Annotated in this window: 19 protein-coding genes and 3 pseudogenes; 14 read left to right on the top strand and 8 right to left on the bottom strand. The window is 70.8% G+C overall.

What is annotated here, in order from left to right; genetic code table 11:
- The 6 genes from L2X99_RS12525 to L2X99_RS12500 all read left to right on the top strand — a co-directional run bounded on the left by L2X99_RS12525 (nt 1) and on the right by L2X99_RS12500 (nt 6,291).
- Complete coding sequence (locus tag L2X99_RS12525; RefSeq protein ID WP_236126448.1) at nt 1-765, top strand: LamB/YcsF family protein; 765 nt, start codon at nt 1-3, stop codon at nt 763-765.
- Nucleotide 766: 1 nt separating this feature from the next.
- On the top strand, nt 767-1,567 hold the full coding sequence (locus L2X99_RS12520; protein ID WP_236126449.1) for a putative hydro-lyase: 801 nt from the start codon (nt 767-769) through the stop codon (nt 1,565-1,567).
- Nucleotides 1,567-3,606, top strand: coding sequence for a carboxyltransferase domain-containing protein (locus tag L2X99_RS12515; protein WP_236135195.1), 2,040 nt, complete (start codon nt 1,567-1,569; stop codon nt 3,604-3,606). The genes L2X99_RS12520 and L2X99_RS12515 overlap by 1 nt, the downstream gene beginning before the upstream one ends.
- The gene (locus L2X99_RS12510; protein ID WP_236135194.1) at nt 3,603-5,159 is read left to right on the top strand and encodes an acetyl-CoA carboxylase biotin carboxylase subunit; all 1,557 of its coding nucleotides are present in this window, start codon (nt 3,603-3,605) and stop codon (nt 5,157-5,159) included. The genes L2X99_RS12515 and L2X99_RS12510 overlap by 4 nt, the downstream gene beginning before the upstream one ends.
- Nucleotides 5,140-5,313, top strand: a complete 174-nt coding sequence (locus L2X99_RS12505; protein ID WP_236135193.1) for an acetyl-CoA carboxylase biotin carboxyl carrier protein subunit — start codon at nt 5,140-5,142, stop codon at nt 5,311-5,313. The genes L2X99_RS12510 and L2X99_RS12505 overlap by 20 nt, the downstream gene beginning before the upstream one ends.
- A gap of 330 nt (nt 5,314-5,643) precedes the next feature.
- The gene (locus L2X99_RS12500) at nt 5,644-6,291 is read left to right on the top strand and encodes a TetR/AcrR family transcriptional regulator (protein ID WP_236126450.1); all 648 of its coding nucleotides are present in this window, start codon (nt 5,644-5,646) and stop codon (nt 6,289-6,291) included.
- A 277-nt stretch (nt 6,292-6,568) separates the two neighbouring features.
- Here the strand turns inward: L2X99_RS12500 and L2X99_RS12495 are convergent, their stop codons facing one another.
- From L2X99_RS12495 to L2X99_RS12475, 5 genes and pseudogenes are all read right to left on the bottom strand, one after another.
- Entirely contained in the window at nt 6,569-7,900 is a 1,332-nt protein-coding gene (locus L2X99_RS12495) for a uracil-xanthine permease family protein (protein ID WP_236126451.1), read from the bottom strand.
- Nucleotides 7,901-7,992: 92 nt separating this feature from the next.
- The gene (locus L2X99_RS12490) at nt 7,993-8,853 is read right to left on the bottom strand and encodes a phosphoribosylaminoimidazolesuccinocarboxamide synthase (RefSeq protein WP_236126452.1); all 861 of its coding nucleotides are present in this window, start codon (nt 8,851-8,853) and stop codon (nt 7,993-7,995) included.
- 62 nt (nt 8,854-8,915) lie between these two features.
- Nucleotides 8,916-9,287: a PH domain-containing protein gene (locus tag L2X99_RS12485; protein WP_236126453.1), complete on the bottom strand. Its 372-nt coding sequence runs from the start codon at nt 9,285-9,287 to the stop codon at nt 8,916-8,918.
- Between the two features lie 19 nt (nt 9,288-9,306).
- Complete coding sequence (locus L2X99_RS12480) at nt 9,307-9,861, bottom strand: Ltp family lipoprotein (protein ID WP_236135192.1); 555 nt, start codon at nt 9,859-9,861, stop codon at nt 9,307-9,309.
- Nucleotides 9,862-9,946: 85 nt separating this feature from the next.
- Nucleotides 9,947-10,153 (bottom strand): annotated as a pseudogene (locus tag L2X99_RS12475) (TM2 domain-containing protein); the annotation flags it as partial.
- Nucleotides 10,154-10,321: 168 nt separating this feature from the next.
- Here L2X99_RS12475 and L2X99_RS12470 point away from each other — a divergent pair.
- The 7 genes and pseudogenes from L2X99_RS12470 (at nt 10,322) to L2X99_RS12440 (ending at nt 15,133) form a co-directional block, all read left to right on the top strand.
- Nucleotides 10,322-10,819, top strand: a complete 498-nt coding sequence (locus tag L2X99_RS12470; protein WP_236135191.1) for a hypothetical protein — start codon at nt 10,322-10,324, stop codon at nt 10,817-10,819.
- A complete protein-coding gene (locus tag L2X99_RS12465; protein ID WP_236126456.1) occupies nt 10,816-11,121 on the top strand; it encodes a histidine kinase in 306 nt (101 codons plus the stop codon). The genes L2X99_RS12470 and L2X99_RS12465 overlap by 4 nt, the downstream gene beginning before the upstream one ends.
- Nucleotides 11,064-11,555: a sensor histidine kinase gene (locus tag L2X99_RS12460; RefSeq protein WP_236135190.1), complete on the top strand. Its 492-nt coding sequence runs from the start codon at nt 11,064-11,066 to the stop codon at nt 11,553-11,555. Before L2X99_RS12465 ends, L2X99_RS12460 begins: the two co-directional genes overlap by 58 nt.
- Before the next feature lie 39 nt (nt 11,556-11,594).
- Entirely contained in the window at nt 11,595-12,272 is a 678-nt protein-coding gene (locus L2X99_RS12455) for a response regulator (protein ID WP_236126458.1), read from the top strand.
- 36 nt (nt 12,273-12,308) lie between these two features.
- Nucleotides 12,309-12,872: a GNAT family N-acetyltransferase gene (locus L2X99_RS12450; protein WP_236126459.1), complete on the top strand. Its 564-nt coding sequence runs from the start codon at nt 12,309-12,311 to the stop codon at nt 12,870-12,872.
- A gap of 81 nt (nt 12,873-12,953) precedes the next feature.
- Entirely contained in the window at nt 12,954-13,580 is a 627-nt protein-coding gene (locus L2X99_RS12445; RefSeq protein ID WP_236126460.1) for a PadR family transcriptional regulator, read from the top strand.
- A 138-nt stretch (nt 13,581-13,718) separates the two neighbouring features.
- Nucleotides 13,719-15,133: pseudogene (locus tag L2X99_RS12440) on the top strand (DHA2 family efflux MFS transporter permease subunit).
- A 129-nt stretch (nt 15,134-15,262) separates the two neighbouring features.
- Here the strand turns inward: L2X99_RS12440 and purD are convergent.
- The gene (gene purD, locus L2X99_RS12435; protein WP_236135189.1) at nt 15,263-16,540 is read right to left on the bottom strand and encodes a phosphoribosylamine--glycine ligase; all 1,278 of its coding nucleotides are present in this window, start codon (nt 16,538-16,540) and stop codon (nt 15,263-15,265) included.
- Nucleotides 16,541-16,676: 136 nt separating this feature from the next.
- The gene (locus tag L2X99_RS12430; RefSeq protein WP_236126461.1) at nt 16,677-17,354 is read right to left on the bottom strand and encodes an NUDIX hydrolase; all 678 of its coding nucleotides are present in this window, start codon (nt 17,352-17,354) and stop codon (nt 16,677-16,679) included.
- Between the two features lie 405 nt (nt 17,355-17,759).
- Here L2X99_RS12430 and L2X99_RS12425 point away from each other — a divergent pair, with 405 nt between their 5' ends.
- Nucleotides 17,760-18,116 (top strand): sterol carrier family protein, encoded by a 357-nt coding sequence (locus tag L2X99_RS12425; RefSeq protein ID WP_236135188.1) that lies wholly within the window; start codon nt 17,760-17,762, stop codon nt 18,114-18,116.
- 34 nt (nt 18,117-18,150) lie between these two features.
- Here the strand turns inward: L2X99_RS12425 and L2X99_RS18660 are convergent.
- A pseudogene (locus L2X99_RS18660) lies at nt 18,151-18,268 on the bottom strand (ATP-binding cassette domain-containing protein); the annotation flags it as partial.
- Between the last annotated feature and the right edge of the window lie 157 nt (nt 18,269-18,425).

Raw genomic sequence — 18,425 nt, 5'->3', positions numbered from 1 at the left:
ATGGCATCCATCGATCTGAACTCGGACCTGGGCGAGAATGTGTCCGACCGCATCGTGTCGGACGACGAGAGCATGCTCGCGATCGTCACCAGCGCGAACGTGTCGTGCGGATTCCACGCCGGCAGCCCGGAGGGCATCCGGCGCACTCTCGCCGCGGCCGTCGAGAACGGGGTCACGATCGGCGCGCACCCCGGCTACCGCGACTACGAGAACTTCGGCCGCACGAAGGTCGACATCGACTCGGCCACCCTGCAGGCGCATGTGGAGTACCAGCTCGGCGCCCTCGCCGGCCTGACCAAGGCGGTGGGCGGGACCGTGGCCTACGTCAAGCCGCACGGCGCGCTGTACAACACGATCGCCCGCGACGAGCGGCAGGCGAACGACGTCGTCGCCGCGATCCGCGCGATCGACCCGAGCCTGGTCCTGCTCGGCCTCGCCGGCGGTGTCGTGCTCGACGTCGCCGAGCGAGCTGGGCTCGCCGTCGCGGCCGAGGCGTTCGCCGACCGGGCCTACAAGCCCGACGGCCAGCTGGTCTCGCGCACCGAGGAGGGGGCGGTGCTGCACGACGCGAGCGCCGTCGCCGAGCGGATGCTGCGCCTCGCCGAGTCCGGCGTCATCCGGGCCGTCGACGGCACCGACGTGCGCGTGCAGGCGCAGTCGATCTGCGTGCACGGAGACAGCAAGGGCTCGGTCGCCATGGCCGCCGAGACGCGGCGCCTGCTCGAGGCCTCCGGCGTGAGCATCACCCCGTTCGCCGGAGGGTGACATGACCGTCGTCGCCACGCCCGCCCAGCGCGAATCGGCCCGCGCTGCTCGTCGTGCCTATCGCGAGGGCCTCGCCGAGCCCACCAGCGGCGTCGCCGCGGGCCTCACGCAGGCCAACCTCATCGCGGTCCCCGCCGACTGGGCGTTCGAGACGCTGCTCTACGCGCAGCGCAACCCGAAGCCGTGCCCCGTGCTCGAGGTCATCGAGCAGGGCGAGGTGGAGTCCCAGCTCGCGCCGGGCAGTGACATCCGCACCGACATCGGTCGGTACCGCATCTGGCGCGACGGGCAGCTCGCGGAGGAGGTCTCCGACGCCACGGGCGCCTGGGACGAGCATCCCGATCTCGTCGCCTTCCTGATCGGATGCAGCTTCACGTTCGAGACCGGGCTCGCCGAGGCCGGCATCCCGATCCGGCACCAGGAGCTGGGCCGGAACGTGCCGATGTACCGCACGAGCGTGGACTGCGCGCCCGCCGGCCGGCTGCGCGGCGAGATGGTCGTGTCGATGCGGCCGATCCCGGCATCCCGCGTCGCCGACGCCGTGCAGATCTCGGGGCGCACCCCAGCCGTGCACGGCGCACCGGTGCACATCGGCGACCCGGCGTCGCTCGGCATCGCCGACCTCTCCCGTCCCGACTTCGGCGATGCCCCCGAGGTGCGCGAGGGCGAGATCCCGGTGTTCTGGGCCTGCGGGGTCACCCCACAGGCTGCGATCATGGCATCGAAGCCGCCGTTCGCGGTGACCCACGCTCCGGGCTACATGTTCCTCACGGACATCCCCGACGCGGAGTACGTGGTCTGATGCGCATCCTCACCGCATCTGACCGGGCGCTGCTCGTCGAGGCCGCCGACCTCGACGAGGCGATGCGCCTGAACCTGGCATGGGCGGGCGTGCCGGGCGTCGTCGAGCTCATCCCCGGGGCGCGCACCGTGCTGGTGCGCTTCGATCCGGTGCTCGTGGACGCCGCCTCGCTGGCCGAGGTGCTGTCGTCGACGACGGTGGATGCCGCCCACGTGCCGCACGTGGGCGAGGTCGCCATCCCGGTGCGGTACGACGGCGAGGACCTGGCCGACGTCGCCGCGCTGCTCGACGTCTCGACCGACGAGGTCGTCAGCCGGCACCTCGCCGCGCAGTGGCAGGTGGCGTTCTCGGGCTTCGCCCCGGGATTCGGCTACGCGGTGGGATCGGACCCGCTCTTCGACGTGCCGCGGCGGTCGTCCCCGCGCACTCGCGTGCCGGCCGGATCGGTGGCCCTCGCCGGGCAGTTCAGCGGGGTGTACCCGCGGGAGAGCCCCGGCGGCTGGCAGCTCATCGGCCGGACGGATGCGGTGATGTGGGACATCGACCGCGACCCGCCGGCGCTGTTCGCGCCGGGGACGCTGGTGCGCTTCGAGCGTGCGGAGAGGGAGATCGTCGAGGGCGCATCCTCCGCGGGCGAAACGCCTTCAGCTGCGGAGGCGTCTCACGGCGTTTCGTCTGCGGCTCGTTCCTCGCCTCCGCTCAACGACCCGGATGGTCGCCCTTCGGTCGTTGAGCGGGCGGAGCGAGACGAAACGCCTTCGGTCTCCCCGGATGGTCGCCCTTCGGTCGTTGAGCGGGCGGAGCGAGACGAGACGCCTTCGGTCTCCCCGGGTGGTCGCCCTTTGGTCGTTGAGCGGGCGGAGCGAGACGAAACGTCCTCGGTCTCCCCGGATGGTCGCTCTTCGGTCGTTGAGCGGGCGGAGCGAGACGAAACGCCTTCGGTCTCCCCGGGTGGTCGCTCTTCGGTCGTCGAGCGGGCGGAGCGAGACGAAACGCCTTCACCCTCCCCGAGTGGTCACGACGCGGAGGGAGGTTCGCTGGAGGTGCTCCGCCCCGCCCTTCAGCTGCTCGTGCAGGACCCCGGACGTCCCGGGCACGCGGCCCTCGGCGTCTCCGCCTCCGGCGCGGCGGATCGCACGGCGATGCGCGACGCGAACCGGGCCGTAGGCAATGCGACGGATGCCGCGGTGCTGGAGCTCGTCGGGGGAGCCTCGCTGCGCTATCACGGCGTGCCCACCGTCGCCGCAATCGCGGGTGCGGTCGGCGAGATAAGCCTGTATGCCGCGGACGGCATGGGCAGCGGCATCCGACTCGGCGCGCCGTTCGCCCTCGATGACGGAGACGAGCTGCGGATCGGTCACCCCGTGCGCGGCCTGCGTTACGCGATCGCCGTGCGCGGCGGCATCCGGACCGCACCGGCGCTCGGCAGCGCGGCAGCCGACACTCTCGCGGGGCTCGGCCCCGCGCCGCTCGCCGCCGGTGATCTGATCGCCGTGGGCGACCCGCGCACGGCTCCGCACCCGGTGCAGCCGGAGCCGCTCACCCGCGACCTGCCCGCGCCCGGCGAGACCGCCGAGCTGCGCATCCTGCTCGGCCCGCGCGACGACTGGTTCACCGACGGCGCGCTGGAGGCACTCACCGGCCAGGAGTGGGACGTGACCCCGCGGTCCGACCGGGTCGGCATCCGGCTGCACGGCGTGACGCCGCTGGAGCGCGCCGTCGCGGGGGAGCTGCCCAGCGAGGGCGCCGTGACCGGCGCGATCCAGGTGCCGCCGGACGGCCAACCGGTGCTGTTCCTGCCCGACCATCCGCTCACCGGGGGATATCCGATCATCGGCGCGGTCATCGACGCCGATCTCGATCTCGCCGGGCAGCTACCGCCGGGGGCACGGGTGCGGTTCCGCGTTGCACAACCGGTCGTTGAGCGACCGACCGGAGGGAGGGAGACGAAACGCATCGGGCCACCCGAGGGCGTTTCGTCTCGTCGCTCCGCTCCTCGCTCAACGACCGAAGAAGAAGGCGAAGGGACACCGTCATGAAGAAGATCCTGATCGCGAACCGCGGCGAGATCGCCGTGCGCGTCATCCGCGCATGCGCCGAGGCCGGATACGCCTCGGTCGCCGTGTACGCCGACCAGGACGCCGACGCACTGCACGTGCGTCTGGCCGACGAGGCGGTGGGACTGGGGGGCTCCACCGCCTCGTCGACGTACCTGTCGATCCAGGCGCTGCTCGCCGCCGCCCACCGGGCCGGGGCCGACGCCGTGCACCCCGGCTACGGCTTCCTCTCCGAGAGCGCCGCGTTCGCGCGCGCCGTCGAGGAGGCCGGACTGGTCTGGATCGGGCCCTCGCCCGAGAGCATCGACGCGCTGGGCGACAAGATGACGGCTCGGCGCATCGCGCAGAAGGTCGGCGCTCCGCTCGCCGCGGGCACCGATCATCCGCTCGAGGGCCCCGCAGAGGCTGTGGCCTTCGCCGAGGAGCACGGTCTGCCGATCGCGATCAAGGCGGCGTTCGGCGGCGGCGGACGCGGGCTCAAGGTGGTGCGCGAGCTGGATGAGGTCGCCGAGGCGTTCGACGCCGCGACGCGCGAGGCGATCGTCGCCTTCGGGCGAGGGGAGTGCTTCGTCGAGCGGTTCCTGGAATCGCCGCGGCACGTCGAGGTGCAGGTGCTCGGCGACGGCCGCGGCGGCGTGGTCGTGGTCGGCGACCGGGACTGCTCGATGCAGCGCCGCAACCAGAAGCTCATCGAGGAGGCGCCCGCGCCCGGGCTCACCGACGAGCAGCGCGAGCGCATCCACGAGGCCGCGCGACGGATCTGCGTCGAGGCGGGCTACCGCAGCGCGGGCACCGTCGAGTTCCTGCTCGCCGCTGACGGCACGATCTCGTTCCTCGAGGTGAACACGCGCCTTCAGGTCGAGCATCCGGTCACCGAGGAGGTCACCGGCGTCGATCTGGTGCGGGAGCAGTTCCGCATCGCGTTCGGCGACGGTCCCTCGGTCAGGGAGACTCCGCGGCCGCTGGGTCACGCCTTCGAGTTCCGCATCAACGCCGAGGATCCGGGGCGCGGTTTCCTGCCCAGCCCGGCTCGCGTCGACGTCCTGCGCGTCCCCGGCGGCCCCGGCGTGCGCTGGGACTCGGGAGTCGAGGCGGGGGATGCCGTGCAGCCCGCGTTCGACTCGATGATCGCCAAGCTCATCGTGTACGCCGACTCGCGTGATGCGGCGCTGGTCCGTGCCCGCCGGGCGCTGCGCGAGCTGCACGTCGAGGGGCCGGCGACGGTGATCGGCTTCGATCGCCTCGCCGTGGACGCCCCGGAGTTCTCGACCTTCGGCTTCGCGGTGCACACTCAGTGGATCGAGCAGGTGCTGCTGCCGCGGCTCGAGCCGCAGCTGCGGCCCGCACCCGTGGAGGATGCCGGGCTGGCGCGCTTCCCGGTCGAGATCGACGGCCGGCGCGTGATGCTCGGACTGCCCATGGCTCTGCTCTCCGGGTTCGCCGGTGCCGGCGGCATCCGCTCCGCAGCACGGGCCGGACCCGGCGGAGCTGCGCGCACCGTCGCCGGGCACGCTGGTGCGCTGGCTCGTCGATGACGGGGCGGAGGTGTCCGAGGGGGATGCGGTCGCCGTGCTGGACGCCATGAAGATGGAGACGCAGGTGACGGCGCACCGCGGCGGCACCATCGCGTATCGTGCGGAGGTGGGCGCGCTGCTGGAGCCGGACGCGCCGCTCGCGACGATCGAGTGAACCGGGGGACGCTCCTGAAAGTCCGGGAGGAGGGAGCCGGGACTCCCCCTCCCCTCCCTCCTCCCGGAGCTGCGCGCAAGCCCCCGTGCGTCGCAGCGGCTCCTCGCGGTGAGCGCCGAAACGACCGCGGAGAGGTCAACCGTTCCTCCGTGCGCGATCCCGTCGGGTGCCGGATCGACTTCGGAACGATCGGATGGCGACTCCCATCGCCATCCACTGGTTCGTTGATTGAGGGTCCAATCAACGAACACGATATCATCACTCGGGGACATTGGGGAGCCGTATGAACTGGGGAGTCTCACCGCCCGCGCATCGGAAAGGAGACTGAGGATGCCGCGTTCCGCAGCGCAGAACCGCGACGCCCGCGAGCGCTCGCAGGCCGCCATCCTGCACGCCGCCTTCGAGGTGTTCGGCGACAAGGGATATCACGAGGCGAGTCTGGCCGAGATCGCCCGCCACGCGGGGGTCGCGCAGGGACTCGTCAGCTACTACTTCGGGGGCAAGGAGCAGCTCGTCGGCGCCGTGCTCGACGCCTACTTCGCGAAGATGACGGCGCTCGCCTTCGACGACGAGAGCGCCGACGAGCGGCTGCGCACGATCATCGACATGTCACTGATCGGCGCGGATCAGAGCATGCCGCAGCAGCGCATCACCCTGGGTCTGTCCATTCTGCCCACCACGCACCGCATCTACGCCGAGTCCGAGCAGCGCAGCCTCGAGGCGGTGCTCGCGGCCGGTGAGCTCATGCAGGATCTGTTCCGCGAGCGCGGCGCCGACGACCCCGCCCTCGAGGAGGTCATGCTGCGCAGTGTGCTGGAGGGCGTGATCGTCAAGCGCGCCGTGTACGGGAGGACCTATCCGCTGCAGGCGGCGCGGTGCTGGGTGCACCGGATGTACGGGCTGGGCGATCCGGCGGAGCCGCTGCCCTTCGTGGCATCCGACCCCGCGTCCACCGCGCTGCGCGCGATCGACGCGTAGCCGCCTCCCTGTCGTTGGGTGCGTCCGCCCGGTCGTTGAGCGAGCGAGGAACGAGCGAGACGAAAACGCTCTCAGCCCCGGGTCGCCCCGCGAGCGACGAAGGTGGTCGCCCCGCGGAGCGACGAAGGAGCGAAGACGAAACGCAGAGCCGAAACGCTCTCAGGTCGGCTGAAGGCGTTTCGTCTCTGCGTTTCGTCTCTGCGTTTCGTCTCGCTGCGCTCGCTCAACGACCATCGCTCGCTCAACGACCATCGCTCGCTCAACGACCATCGCTCGCTCAACGATCGGTGGGGTCGCCGCCGATCGGACCGACCGCCGCGAGCGGCTTCGGGTCGTCGGCGCCGGTCTTCCGCAGCCGGGCGATCGCGTTGCCGCCGTGGTAGATGACGATCGCGGCGACCGTGGCGATGACGATGCCGCCCAGCTCGAAGCCGCTCTCGCCCTTGATCGCGAACCCGCCGACTGCGACGATCAGCGCGACCGCGGCGGTGTACTGGTTCACGGGGCGTGAGAAGTCGACCTTGTTGTCGACCCAGATCTTCACGCCGATGACGCCGATCAGGCCGTACAGCGCGGTGGTCACGCCGCCGAGCACGCCGGCGGGCACCGAGTTGATGACGGCGCCGAACTTCGGCGACATGCTGAGCAGGATGGCCGTGATGCCGGCCACCCAGTACGCCGCGGTCGAGTAGACGCGGGTGGATGCCATGACGCCGATGTTCTCGCCGTAGGTCGTCGTGCCAGAACCGCCGAAGAAGCCGGCGAGCGTGGTCGAGATGCCGTCGGCGATCAGCGCCTTGCCGGTGTTCTCGTTGATCTTCGGGTCGTTCACCATGGTGGCGACGCCACGCACGTGGCCGACGTTCTCGGCGATGAGCACGAGCACGACCGGCAGGAACATCGCCATCGCCGACCAGGTGTTCGGTTCGACGAAGTCCGGGAACTGGAAGGTGGGCAGACCCACCCAGTCGGCCTTCTCGACCGCCTCGAAGTCGAGCTCGCCGCGGATGCCGGCGAAGATGTATCCCGCGATCACGCCGAGGAAGATAGAGATGCGGCCGAGGAACCCGCGGAACACGACCGCGAACAGGATGGTCAGCCCGAGCGTGACGGTGGCGGTGACCGGGGCGGCGGCGAAGTTGTTGTGCGCGGCGCCGGCCAGGTTGAATCCGATCAGCGCGACGATCGTGCCGGCGAGCACCGGCGGCAGGAACCGGTCGACCCACGCGACGCCCGCCGTGTGCACGACGACACCGATGATCGCCAGCAGCACGCCGACCGCGACGATGCCGGCGAGTGCCGAGCCCGTGCCGCCGACCGCGGTCGCGGCGGTGACCGGCGCGATGAACGCGAACGACGAGCCCAGGTAGCTGGGCAGCTTGTTGCGCGTGATGAGCAGGAACAGGATCGTTCCGACACCGCTGAACAGCAGGGTCGTCGGCACCGGGAACCCGGTGAGGATCGGCACCAGGAACGTGGCGCCGAACATCGCGACGACGTGCTGCACGCCGATCGCGATCGTGGCGGGCCAGTTCAGGCGCTCATCAGGACGGACGACGGCGTCGGGCGCGACAGTGCGTCCGTTGCCGTGGATCTTCCACAGCGACATGCGGGCTCCTCGGGGATAGGGATGGAGGCTGCACAAACCCTATCGGGATACGAGGTGGCTCCCTGCGCCTGTCGAAGGCACCGGCGGCCGACTCACGCCGTGAGGCGCTCGATCAGCTCGCGGTAGCGGGCTGCGGTCCGCTCCACGACGTCCTCCGGCAGCGCCGGTGGCTCGCCCTGCCTGTCCCAGTTGGCGGCCAGCCAGTTGCGCACGATCTGCTTGTCGAAGCTCGCCATCCGCTCGGCCGGCGTGGTGCCGGTGCGCCAGGCCTCGGCATCCCAGTACCGGGACGAGTCGCTCGTGAGCACCTCATCGCCCAGACGCAGGGTGCCGGCGGCATCCGTCCCGAACTCGAACTTCGTGTCCGCGAGGATGAGGCCCTTCGCCTCGGCGATCTCCGCCGCACGGCGATAGATCGCGATCGACACGTCGCGCAGCTGCTCAGCGCGCTCCTGGCCGACGATCTCGGCGACGCGCTCGAACGAGATGTTCTCGTCGTGCTCGCCCATCGGCGCCTTGTAAGCGGGGGTGAACAGCGGCTCGGGCAGGCGGTCGCCGTCGTGCAGGCCGGCCGGCAGCGGGATGCCGCAGACGGTGCCCTGCTCGGTGTACTCGGCCCATCCGGATCCGGTCAGGTAGCCGCGCACGACGCATTCGATCGGCAGCATCTCCAGCGACTGCGCGAGGATCGCGCGACCGGCGACCTCCTCCGGCACATCGCCCTCGGCGAGGTGATTGGGGAAGTCGAGCTGGTCGAACCACCAGTTGCTCAGCGTGGTGAGCAGCGCCCCCTTCTGCGGGATCGCGGGGGAGAGCATGAAGTCGAACGCGCTCACCCGATCGGACGCCACCATCAGCCGGCGGGTGTCGGCCGGGTCGTCCGAGGCGTACAGGTCGCGGACCTTGCCCGAGTAGAGGTGCCGCCAGCCGGGGATGCTCAGTGCTTCGCTCACGCGTACATCTTCGCATCCCCGGCCACCCGCGCCCCCTCCCGCGTCCCCACGCGGCCCCGCGGTCAGTGTGCGTTCAGCACGCCCCATGCGATCAGGCTGTCGAGCCGGCGCACGTCGACACCCTTCGCGAGCTTGACCTTGATGTGCCCGGCCTTGGTCCACAGCTCCAGCTCGGAGTTCCAGTCGAGCGTCCCGGCGTTCTCGGACGACCACATCAGCACCGAGCTGTACGGCAGCGAGTAGATCTCGACCTTCTTGCCGGTCATGCCCTGCGCGTCGCGCACGATGAGCCTGCGGGTGGTGAACGTCGCCGAGTCGCGGAACGTCCGGAACGAGGCCACGGCCTGCTCACCCTGGGCGAGCACGTTCTGCACGTCCGCGGGAACCGGGATCTCCTGCTGCAGCGTCCAGCTGAGGATGGCGCCTGTCTCCATGATCTTCTCCTCCCCGCGATCAGTCGTTCAGGTGCGCGATCGCATAGTCGGCCTCGGCGGCGGTGAACTTCTCGCCGTACTGGCTGGTGAGCTGGTCGCGGATCGCAGCGGGCGACATCGACATCAGCTGCTGATAGTCCTTCGCCTTGGCGAGCGCGTTGGCGTTCCAGTCCGCCTCGACGTTGTCGATGGCGTACTTCGCGGCCTCGGCGGAGAACTTCTCGCCGTAGGCGCTGGTGAGCTGGTCGTAGACGCCCTGCCTGCTCATGTGCATCATGTCGGCGTACGACTGCGCCTTGTTCACGGCAGAGGCGTATTCGGCGGGCACGGCGGGCTCGGCCGGTTCGTCGGACGGCTCCTCCGCCGGGGCGGATGCCGGTTCCTCGGCCGCATCGGTGGCGTGCTGCTCGGCCGGCGCACTCACCGCCGGCTTGTCCGCCGCAGGCGTCGCGGCGCCGCCGGATCCGCCGTTCACGGCACCGAGGATGATGCTCAGCACCACCAGGGCGCCCGTCACGATCCACGCGATCTTCTTCTGCTCCTGGTAACCGGCGAGAGGCCGGCCCGTCGGCATCCTTCGTCTGGTTCGTGAGCACGAGCACGATGTCGACGAGTACCCAGATCCCTGCGCCGCCGAAGGTGACGATCTTCAGGATGCCGGTGCCGACCTTGCCCAGGTAGAAGCGGTCGACCCCGAAGAAGCCGAGGAACAGCGCGAACAGCCAGGTGAGCAGGAAGGAGCGCTCGCCGGCCGGCACGGGTGCGCCGGCGGGCGGGGCGGGGAACGGCCCGGATGCCGGCGGTGGAGTCTGCAGCGGAGCCTGCGGTGCGGGCGGCGGGGTGTGGCTGCTGTTATCGAAGGTCATGTCCGGGTCCTCTGTGATCAGGTGCGGGTCGATGTCGATCCGATCCTCGGGGGCGCGCGCCGGTCGGCGGATCGGCCGACCGGGCGGATCCGCCTCTGCCGAACGGCGGAGGCGGATGCCGCCGGTCGGCGGGGGCCGGGCGTCGCTGGCCCGCCGTAGGCTCGGGTCGTGGCATCCCCGAACTCCTCCGCTGCGCCGCGCCGCCGTATCACGGCGAACGCGGGCACGATCGCGCTCTTCATCGGCGGGGTGCTGTTCGACGTCTTTGCGACGATCAACGTGCCCGGAACCTTCGACCTGCCGGCGACCAGCGGCGGCGAGACGAAGGTCACGGATTTCGGCGGCATCATGACCGTCGTCGTCATCGCCGCCTGGGTGACCGTGTTCTGGCGGCGCAGAGGTCCGCTCCTCGCGCTGCTGGCCGGTGCCGTGCTCGCGCTCATCGGCGTCTCGTACGTGCTGCTGCTGATCGGCGCTGTCTGCTGCATCCGTCGTCGTCCCGCCTGGATGTGGCGGATCGCCATCGGCGTCGGCGCTCTGGTGCTGTTGTTCGTCGTCCGCGAGGCGCTCACCCCCTGGGCGGTGCGCTGCCGTGGCTGTTCACCACCCGCGCTGAAGCGCAGTACGAGCCGACATGGATCGCGGCATCCTTCATCTGGGCCGTGATCTCGCTCGGGGTGACGGTGGCGGTCGTGATCGTCGGCCGGGCCCGCGAAGGCGCGCGCCGCAGCGACGTGCGCGCTGAGGAGGAGCACCGTCGTGCCGACGCGCTGAACGAGCAGATGGTGCGGCAGTCCGAGCGCGAGAACATCGCCCGCGACATCCACGACTCCCTCACCAACCGACTCGCCGTCATGTCGATGCACGCCGGGGCACTCGAGAACGCGATGCCGGAGGGGATGTCGCCGAGATGGCGCGTGTCGTGCAGCAGCAGAGCAGCGCCGCGCTGCAGGACCTGCGCGGGCTGATCGGCGATCTGCGCACCGGCCCCGGCCGCTCGTCCGCGCCGGCGACCCTGAGGGCGATCGGCGCGCTGGTCGCCGAGTACCGCGCGGCCGGTGTCGTGATCAACGCGTTCATCCTCATCGAGGCGCCGGAGCGCGCATCGGCGCAGCTGCACGGCGCGGTACATCGCATCGTGCAGGAGTCGCTCACGAACGCGGCCAAGCACGCGCGCACCGCGCCGATCGAGCTGTACGTGCAGGTGGAACCCTCCGACGGCGCGCGCATCCGCGTCGTGAATCCGCTGACGCCGGGAGCGGTCTCGTCGATGCCGGGCGGCGGGAACGGCCTCCTCGGCATCCGGGAGCGTGCGGCGGCCCTGGACGGCACCGCCTGGGTTGGTCCGCACGACGGCGCATTCATCATCGACGTCACCCTGCCGTGGCAGGAGGTCGCCTGAGCACTCGGGGCGTCCGAGGTCGCCGATATGGTCGGGAGTGTGACCACCGAACTTCCGTCGCCCGTGCGGGTGCTGCTCGTCGACGACGACCCGCTGGTGCGTAGCGGGCTGCGCCTGCTGCTGAAGCCCGACCAGGGGATCGAGATCATCGGCGAGGCCGCCGACGGCGGCGCGGCCGTCGAGTTCGTGCGTGCGCATCACCCCGACGTCGTGCTGATGGACGTGCGGATGCCGGGAGTCGCCGGCCCCGAGGCGACCGCGGCGATCGTGCAGCAGTCGTCGTCTCGGGTGCTCGCGATGACGAGCTTCGACTCCGAGGACCAGCTGCTGAAGATGCTGACGGCGGGGGCGAGCGGCTACCTGATGAAGGACGATGTGAAGCGGTTCGCCGACGCGGTGCTGAGCACTGCACGGGGCGAGATCGTGGTCTCGGGAACCAGCACCGCACAGCTGGTGCGCCGAGCGGTGAGCAGCGAGGGCGGTGCCGGCCGGCAGCCCGCGCTGGAGCGGATCTCCGGGCTCACCGAGCGCGAGCTGGCGGTCGCACGGGGCGTGGCATCCGGCGCGACCAACCCGCAGATCGGGGCCGACCTGCACATCTCCGCAGGCACCGTGAAGACGCACCTCGAGCAGGTGTTCGTGAAGCTCGGGGTGCGGGGCCGCGTGCAGGTCGGGGTGATCCTGGAACGGGCGGGGCTCGGGCCGGCCGAGGTCTGACTCCGGCGTCGGTGCCCCGGCGTACGCTCGGGACCGATGGCTGACGAGAGAATCACCGAGCGACTGATCCTGCGCCGACCGGCCGATGACGACATCGATGCGATCCACGAGATCTTCTCCGATCCGCGGGTCTGGGAGCACTATCCGACGCTGCGGCACGTCGAGCGGGCGACCACCGCGCACCTGCTGAGGCGCTGGCAGGAGCGGTGGGGCGAGGTGGGACTCGCGTCGTGGATCGTGCGACTTCGCGACACCGGCGAGGTGATCGGCACCGGAGGGTGCACGCTGCTGACCGGGGCATCCGAGGCGGCGGACGTATGGAATCTCGGGTACCGGATCTCCGCCGACCACCATCGGCGCGGCTACGCCACGGAGGTCTCGCGCGCCGGCATCGCCGCGGCGCGCAACCTGCGCCCGGCGACGCCGATCATCGCGTTCCTCGTCGCGCACAACACGGCGTCGGCCGCGGTCGCCGAGAAGGTCGGGCTCTCGCTCGTGCATCGCGGACCGGATGCCGGCATTCCCGATCCGTCGGTGATCAGGTTGATCTATGCGGATCGACCACTGTCCGACGCTCAGCGCGAGACCGCCCTGCGCTGAGCGAACTTCGGCGACTTCCGCGTGAGGTCGGCGCGACATCGACCTGATATAGTCCATCTGGACTGAATCGGGATGGGACATATGGCTGCGGATGTGAAGCTCACGCCTCTGGGGGCGATGGTACTCGCGCTGCTGCGCGAGGGCGACATGCATCCGTACGAGATGATGCGCCTGCTGCGACAGCGCCGCGACGACCGCATGGTCAAGCTGACGAACGGCACCTTCTATCACACGGTCGGCCGTCTGGAGCGCGAGGGGCTCATCGCAGAGGTGGGCACCGACCGCGACGGCAACAGGCCCGAGCGCACCACCTACACGCTGCAGCCAGCGGCATCCGACGTGCTGGAGAACTGGGTGCGCACCGGGCTCGCGCGCACCGACAGTACGCCTGAGTTCCGGGTGGCGCTCGCCGAGGCGCACAACCTGCCGCGTGCCGAGGTCATCGACCTGGTCTCCTCTCGGCGAGCTGCGCTCGCCGCCGAGAGCGACACCATCGGCGCGGCCCTGGCCGGCGCCGCCGAGCGCAGGGTGCCGCACCAGTTCCTCATCGAGACCGACCGGCACGCTGCACTGCTGCGCGCCGAACTGACCTGGACCGACGGCTTCCTCGAGTCCCTCGCGGACGCCTCCTACGCCTGGGGGATCGACGAGATCCCCGCTGAACATCGCGCCGCGAAGGCGGCCGAGCGAAAGGCAGCACGACAATGACAGAGACCAATCCGCCGGGAACGGATGCCGGCGGCATCCGCTCCTCGCAGCGGCGCACCGACGACCGGCACCTACGCCGTCGGGCACAAGCCGCGCAGCCCCTGGCCCGCCCTCTGGGCGCTGGTCATCGGCTTCTTCATGATCCTCGTCGACACGACGATCGTCTCGGTGGCGAACCCCGCGATCAAGGCGGCCCTCGATCCCGACACGAACAACCTCGACAACGTGGTGTGGGTCACCAGCGCCTACCTGCTCGCGTACGCCGTGCCGCTGCTGATCACCGGACGCCTCGGCGACCGGTTCGGCCCGAAGAACATCTACCTCATCGGCCTGGTGATCTTCACGGTGTCGTCGCTGGCCTGCGGCCTGTCCACCAGCCTCGAGATGCTCATCGCGTTCCGTGCGGTGCAGGGCCTCGGCGCGGCGTTCATGACTCCGCAGACCATGGCCGTGATCACCCGCACCTTCCCGCCCGACCGCCGCGGCGCGGCGATGGGCCTGTGGGGCGCGACCGCCGGCGTGGCGACCCTGGTCGGCCCGCTGCTCGGCGGCTTCCTCGTGGACGGCCTCGGCTGGGAGTGGATCTTCTTCATCAACATCCCGGTCGGCGTGATCGGCTTCGTGCTCGCCGTCATCCTGGTGCCGCGGCTGAAGACGCATCCGCACCGTTTCGACCTCGTGGGCGTCGTGCTCAGCGCCGCCGCACTGTTCCTCATCGTGTTCGGCCTGCAGGAGGGTGAGAAGTACGACTGGGGCGTCATCACCGGTCCGATCACCGTGTGGGGGCTCATCGCCGCCGGCGTCGTGCTGCTTATCGTGTTCGTGCTGCAGCAGTGGAAGACCAAGAGCGAGCCGCTCGTGCCGCTCGGGCTGTTCCGTGACCGCAACTTCTCGGCGTCCAACGTCGCGATCGCCGCGGTCGGGTTCACGGTGACGGGCATGTCGCTGCCGTTCATGTTCTTCCTGCAGCTGGCGCGCGGACTCACCCCGACCGAGTCGGCGCTGCTGATGATCCCGATGGCGGTCATCTCGGGCGTGCTCGCGCCGTTCGCCGGATCACTGCTCGACAAGGTCGACCCGCGTCTCATCCTGATCCCCGGCCTGCTCTGCGTGGCCGGCGGCCTGCTCTGGAACGCGTCGCTGATGAACGTCGACACCCCGATCTGGATGTTCCTGCTGCCGTCGGCGCTGCTGGGCATCGGCAACGCCGGCATGTGGGGGCCGCTGGCCACCACGGCCACCCGCCGCCTTCCCCGCGCCAGGCGGGTGCCGGCGCGGGCATCTACAACACCACCCGCACCATCGGCTCGGTGGTCGGCTCGTCGGCGATCGCCGCGTTCATGCAGGCGCGTCTCGAGGCGAACCTGCCCGGGCTCGACAAGGCTCCGGCCGGGATCGGCGGCGGCGGGCAGCTGCCCGACTTCGTCGCCGAGGGGTTCTCCACCGGCATGGCGCAGACGATGCTGCTGCCCGCGGCGATCATGGCGGTGGCCCTGGTGGCATCGCTCTTCCTCGGCAAGTACACGCCGAAGCCCGAGGACGAGCTGCGCTGACCCGCTGCGCGACAACCGGCGCGGCAACCGGCGCGACAACGCATCGGAGAAATACAGAATGTCGGAGGAGATCCTCGAGATCCCTCCGACATTCTGCATTTCTCCGCGATGATGCGGCGCAGCGCCGGCCTACTCCGCGACGCGCGCCGCGATGTCGTGGCGGAAGTGCCCGCCGTCGAGCGTGATGCGACCCAGCGCGTCGTACGCGCGGGCGCGGGCCGTGCGGAAATCGGCTGCGGTGGCGACGACGTTCAGCACGCGGCCGCCGGATGCCACGAGGGCTCCGCCGGGAGCATCCGGGCCGGCTGTCGCGGCGTGCACGAGCCGGACGCCCTCCACGGCGGCTGCGTCCGCCAGCCCCTCGAGAAGCCGGCCGGTCTGCGGCGCCTCGGGGTAGCCCTCGCTCGCGAGCACGACGGTGATCGCGACGTCGCCGGCGAACTCCGGCTGCGGCTCGTCCTCGAGGGTGCCGGATGCCGCGGCCAGCAGCAGCCGCGACAGCGGCGTGCGCAGGCGGGGCAGCACGACCTGGGTCTCCGGGTCGCCGAAGCGGGCGTTGAACTCGATGACCTTCACGCCGGCGTCGGTGAGGATCAGCCCGGCGTAGAGCAGGCCGATGAACGGGGTGCCCTCGGCATCGAGCTGGCGGATGACGGGCAGTGCGACCTCGTCGGTCACCTGAGCGACGAACGCCTCTTCGCTCCCGAAGCGCTCGTCCAGCCACGGCAGCGGCGAGTACGCGCCCATGCCACCCGTGTTCGGGCCGGCGTCGCCGTCGTAGGCGCGCTTGAAGTCCTGCGCGGGGCTGAGCGCGCGCACCGTGTCGCCGTCGCTGAGGAAGAACAGCGAGACCTCTTCGCCCGAGAGGAACTCCTCGATCAGCACCGGCCCGTGCGGCAGGTAGTGCTCGGCGTGCGCGAGCGCCTCGGCGCGGTCGCCGGTCACGATGACGCCCTTGCCCGCGGCGAGCCCGTCGGCCTTGACCACGTGTGGGGCGCCCAGGTCGTCGAACGCCTGCTCGACCTCGGCGACCGTCGCGGCGCGCACCGCGCGGCCAGTCGGCACGCCCGCGGCATCCATGATCCGCTTCGCGAACGCCTTCGATCCCTCCATCTGCGCGGCCGCCTTTCCGGGGCCGAACACCGGGATGCCGCGCTCGCGCAGCACGTCGGCGACACCGGCGACCAGCGGGGCCTCGGGACCCACGACGACGAGGTCGATGCCGTTCTCGTTGGCGAACGCCTCGACGGCCGAGCCGGACAGCACGTCCAGGTCGACGAGCGTCGCATCCTGGGCGATTCCGGCGTTGCCGGGGGCGGCGTAGATCTCGTGCGGGGCGTCCTCGGAGCGCAGGGAGAGGATGATCGCGTGCTCACGCGCACCGGAGCCGAGGACGAGGATCTTCATGCCGCCAGCCTACCGGCGGGGTCGCGCGGCGCTCCTCTCGGTGACGCCGGGAACAGGCGCACGACCAGGCAACGGATGCACGATCCGATCGCCGCTCAGACCGTGCGGGTGTTCCCGGCCCGTGCAGCTGTACCCGTCAGAGCTCGATCGGCCGCTCGTCGGCGGCATCCCACGGGACGGTCCAGCCGGCGGCGTCGAACAGGCCGTCGAGCACCATCGCCGTGAAGCCCCACACGATCGTGCCGTCCACGTCGAACGCCGGACCGCGGAACGTCATGCCTGCGCGGCTGAGCACCGAGGTGAAGCGCGTCGCCGGATCGAGCAGCTGCGCGACCGGCACCCGGAACACCTCGACGGTCTCGGCGTGATCGACGGCGGCGACCCGTGACGGTGCCCGCCACCAGGCGAGCACAGGGGTGACCATGTGACTGCTCGCAGCCAGTGGCAGCTCGGGAAGCGTCGCGAGCACCTCGACGCCGGCGGGGTCGAGGCCGGTCTCCTCCTCGGCCTCGCGCAGCGCCGTGGCTGTCGCGTCGGCGTCCTGCGTCTCGCGCTTGCCACCGGGAAAGGACACCTGTCCCGGATGCGACGAGAGTGTCGCGGCGCGCCGCTGCAGCAGCACGTCGAGATCGGCGGCGATCGTGGCCTGATCGGAGGCGGCGGGAATGCTGTCCAGCCTGCCGAACAGGACGAGGACGGATGCCGGATGCGCGTGCCGGATGCTCTGCGGGTACTTCGCCGCCCAGTCGGCGCCGTGCTCGACCGCGGCGATCAGCTCGGCGCGGGCGCCGGTCACCGTCTTCTGCGAAGTCACCCGTCGAGCCTATGCCCGGTCCGCGGCCACCGGCTCGGCGTCGCAGCGCCGACTCGGGTTCGCGCTGCCGATCCGGGTTCGCGTGCCAGAGAAGTGCCGCGCATGCCAGGATGTGCAGCGCGCGCCGAGAAGTGCCGCGCGCGCCGAGAAGTGCAGCCCGCGCCGAGAAGTGCCGCGCATGCATTCGCGCTGTCGTTGTCTGCTCGCGCGGCGCGTATCTGCGCCGCGCGGCCGACGAAGTGCCGCGCGAACGCGCCGCCCAGTGGAGAACCGCAGCGTGTGCACGAAACTGCAGCGTGTGCACGATACCGCCGCGCGTGCTCAGCCCGCTCTTCGGCGCAGCGAAACCGGAACGAATCGCGACCAGGGGCATCGACATCGGCGACCACGCGTACGCTGAAACGCATGGCAGCGCGCAGGATCGACACCGCAGACGGACGCGCGGCGCTCGCCGCGGTCACGAACGGCGACGCCGACCGCCCGCAGACGGCGGCAGCGGTGCGCTACCTGCTGCAGCTGCTCGAGGAGAAGGCGCCGGGCAACAGCGTCGAGGTGCGCGTGCCCCCGTTCGGCGCCGTCCAGGTCGTGCAGGGTCCGCGGCACACCGGCGGCACCCCGCCGAACGTCGTCGAGATGGATGCCGCCACCTGGGTCTCCGTGGCCACCGGGGCCGAGCACTGGGCGGATGCCCTCGCCGCCGGCCGCATCGTGGCATCCGGCATCCGCGCAGACATCGACGCACTGCTGCCGCTGCGCCCCTGACCGGGCGGGCCGGCGCCTGTCAGCGCCGAGGCGCGACATCCTCGTGATGCTTGAGGTCGAGCGCGTCGGTGGGTTCGTCGAGCAGCAGGATTCCGGCGCGCTGGGCCAGTACGCGCCAGGGCGACGCGCGCCCGCTCCCCGCCGGACAGGGACGACTCTCACCGGAGCGTACGTCGATGGATGCCTCTTCGAGGATGGCGCGACTCCCCGTGATATGACCAATCACGTGGAGCGTCAAGGCCCGTGCGGTCGACGCAGCCGTCCTCGTATCGTGCCCCAATGGTCACCCACCGAATCCGAGGGCTCTTT

Source organism: Microbacterium sp. KUDC0406 (genome assembly GCF_021582875.1).
GTDB lineage: Bacteria > Actinomycetota > Actinomycetes > Actinomycetales > Microbacteriaceae > Microbacterium.
This window is presented reverse-complemented; position numbering and strand designations above follow the sequence as displayed.

Coding starts and splice junctions, on each gene's coding strand:
- L2X99_RS12525 (WP_236126448.1), top strand. CDS start 1: ATGGCATCCATCGATCTGAACTCGGACCTGGGCGAGAATGTGTCCGAC.
- L2X99_RS12520 (WP_236126449.1), top strand. CDS start 767: ATGACCGTCGTCGCCACGCCCGCCCAGCGCGAATCGGCCCGCGCTGCT.
- L2X99_RS12515 (WP_236135195.1), top strand. CDS start 1,567: ATGCGCATCCTCACCGCATCTGACCGGGCGCTGCTCGTCGAGGCCGCC.
- L2X99_RS12510 (WP_236135194.1), top strand. CDS start 3,603: ATGAAGAAGATCCTGATCGCGAACCGCGGCGAGATCGCCGTGCGCGTC.
- L2X99_RS12500 (WP_236126450.1), top strand. CDS start 5,644: ATGCCGCGTTCCGCAGCGCAGAACCGCGACGCCCGCGAGCGCTCGCAG.
- L2X99_RS12495 (WP_236126451.1), bottom strand. CDS start 7,900: ATGTCGCTGTGGAAGATCCACGGCAACGGACGCACTGTCGCGCCCGAC.
- L2X99_RS12485 (WP_236126453.1), bottom strand. CDS start 9,287: ATGGAGACAGGCGCCATCCTCAGCTGGACGCTGCAGCAGGAGATCCCG.
- L2X99_RS12480 (WP_236135192.1), bottom strand. CDS start 9,861: ATGCCGACGGGCCGGCCTCTCGCCGGTTACCAGGAGCAGAAGAAGATC.
- L2X99_RS12460 (WP_236135190.1), top strand. CDS start 11,064: ATGGCGCGTGTCGTGCAGCAGCAGAGCAGCGCCGCGCTGCAGGACCTG.
- L2X99_RS12450 (WP_236126459.1), top strand. CDS start 12,309: ATGGCTGACGAGAGAATCACCGAGCGACTGATCCTGCGCCGACCGGCC.
- L2X99_RS12445 (WP_236126460.1), top strand. CDS start 12,954: ATGGCTGCGGATGTGAAGCTCACGCCTCTGGGGGCGATGGTACTCGCG.
- purD (WP_236135189.1), bottom strand. CDS start 16,540: ATGAAGATCCTCGTCCTCGGCTCCGGTGCGCGTGAGCACGCGATCATC.
- L2X99_RS12425 (WP_236135188.1), top strand. CDS start 17,760: ATGGCAGCGCGCAGGATCGACACCGCAGACGGACGCGCGGCGCTCGCC.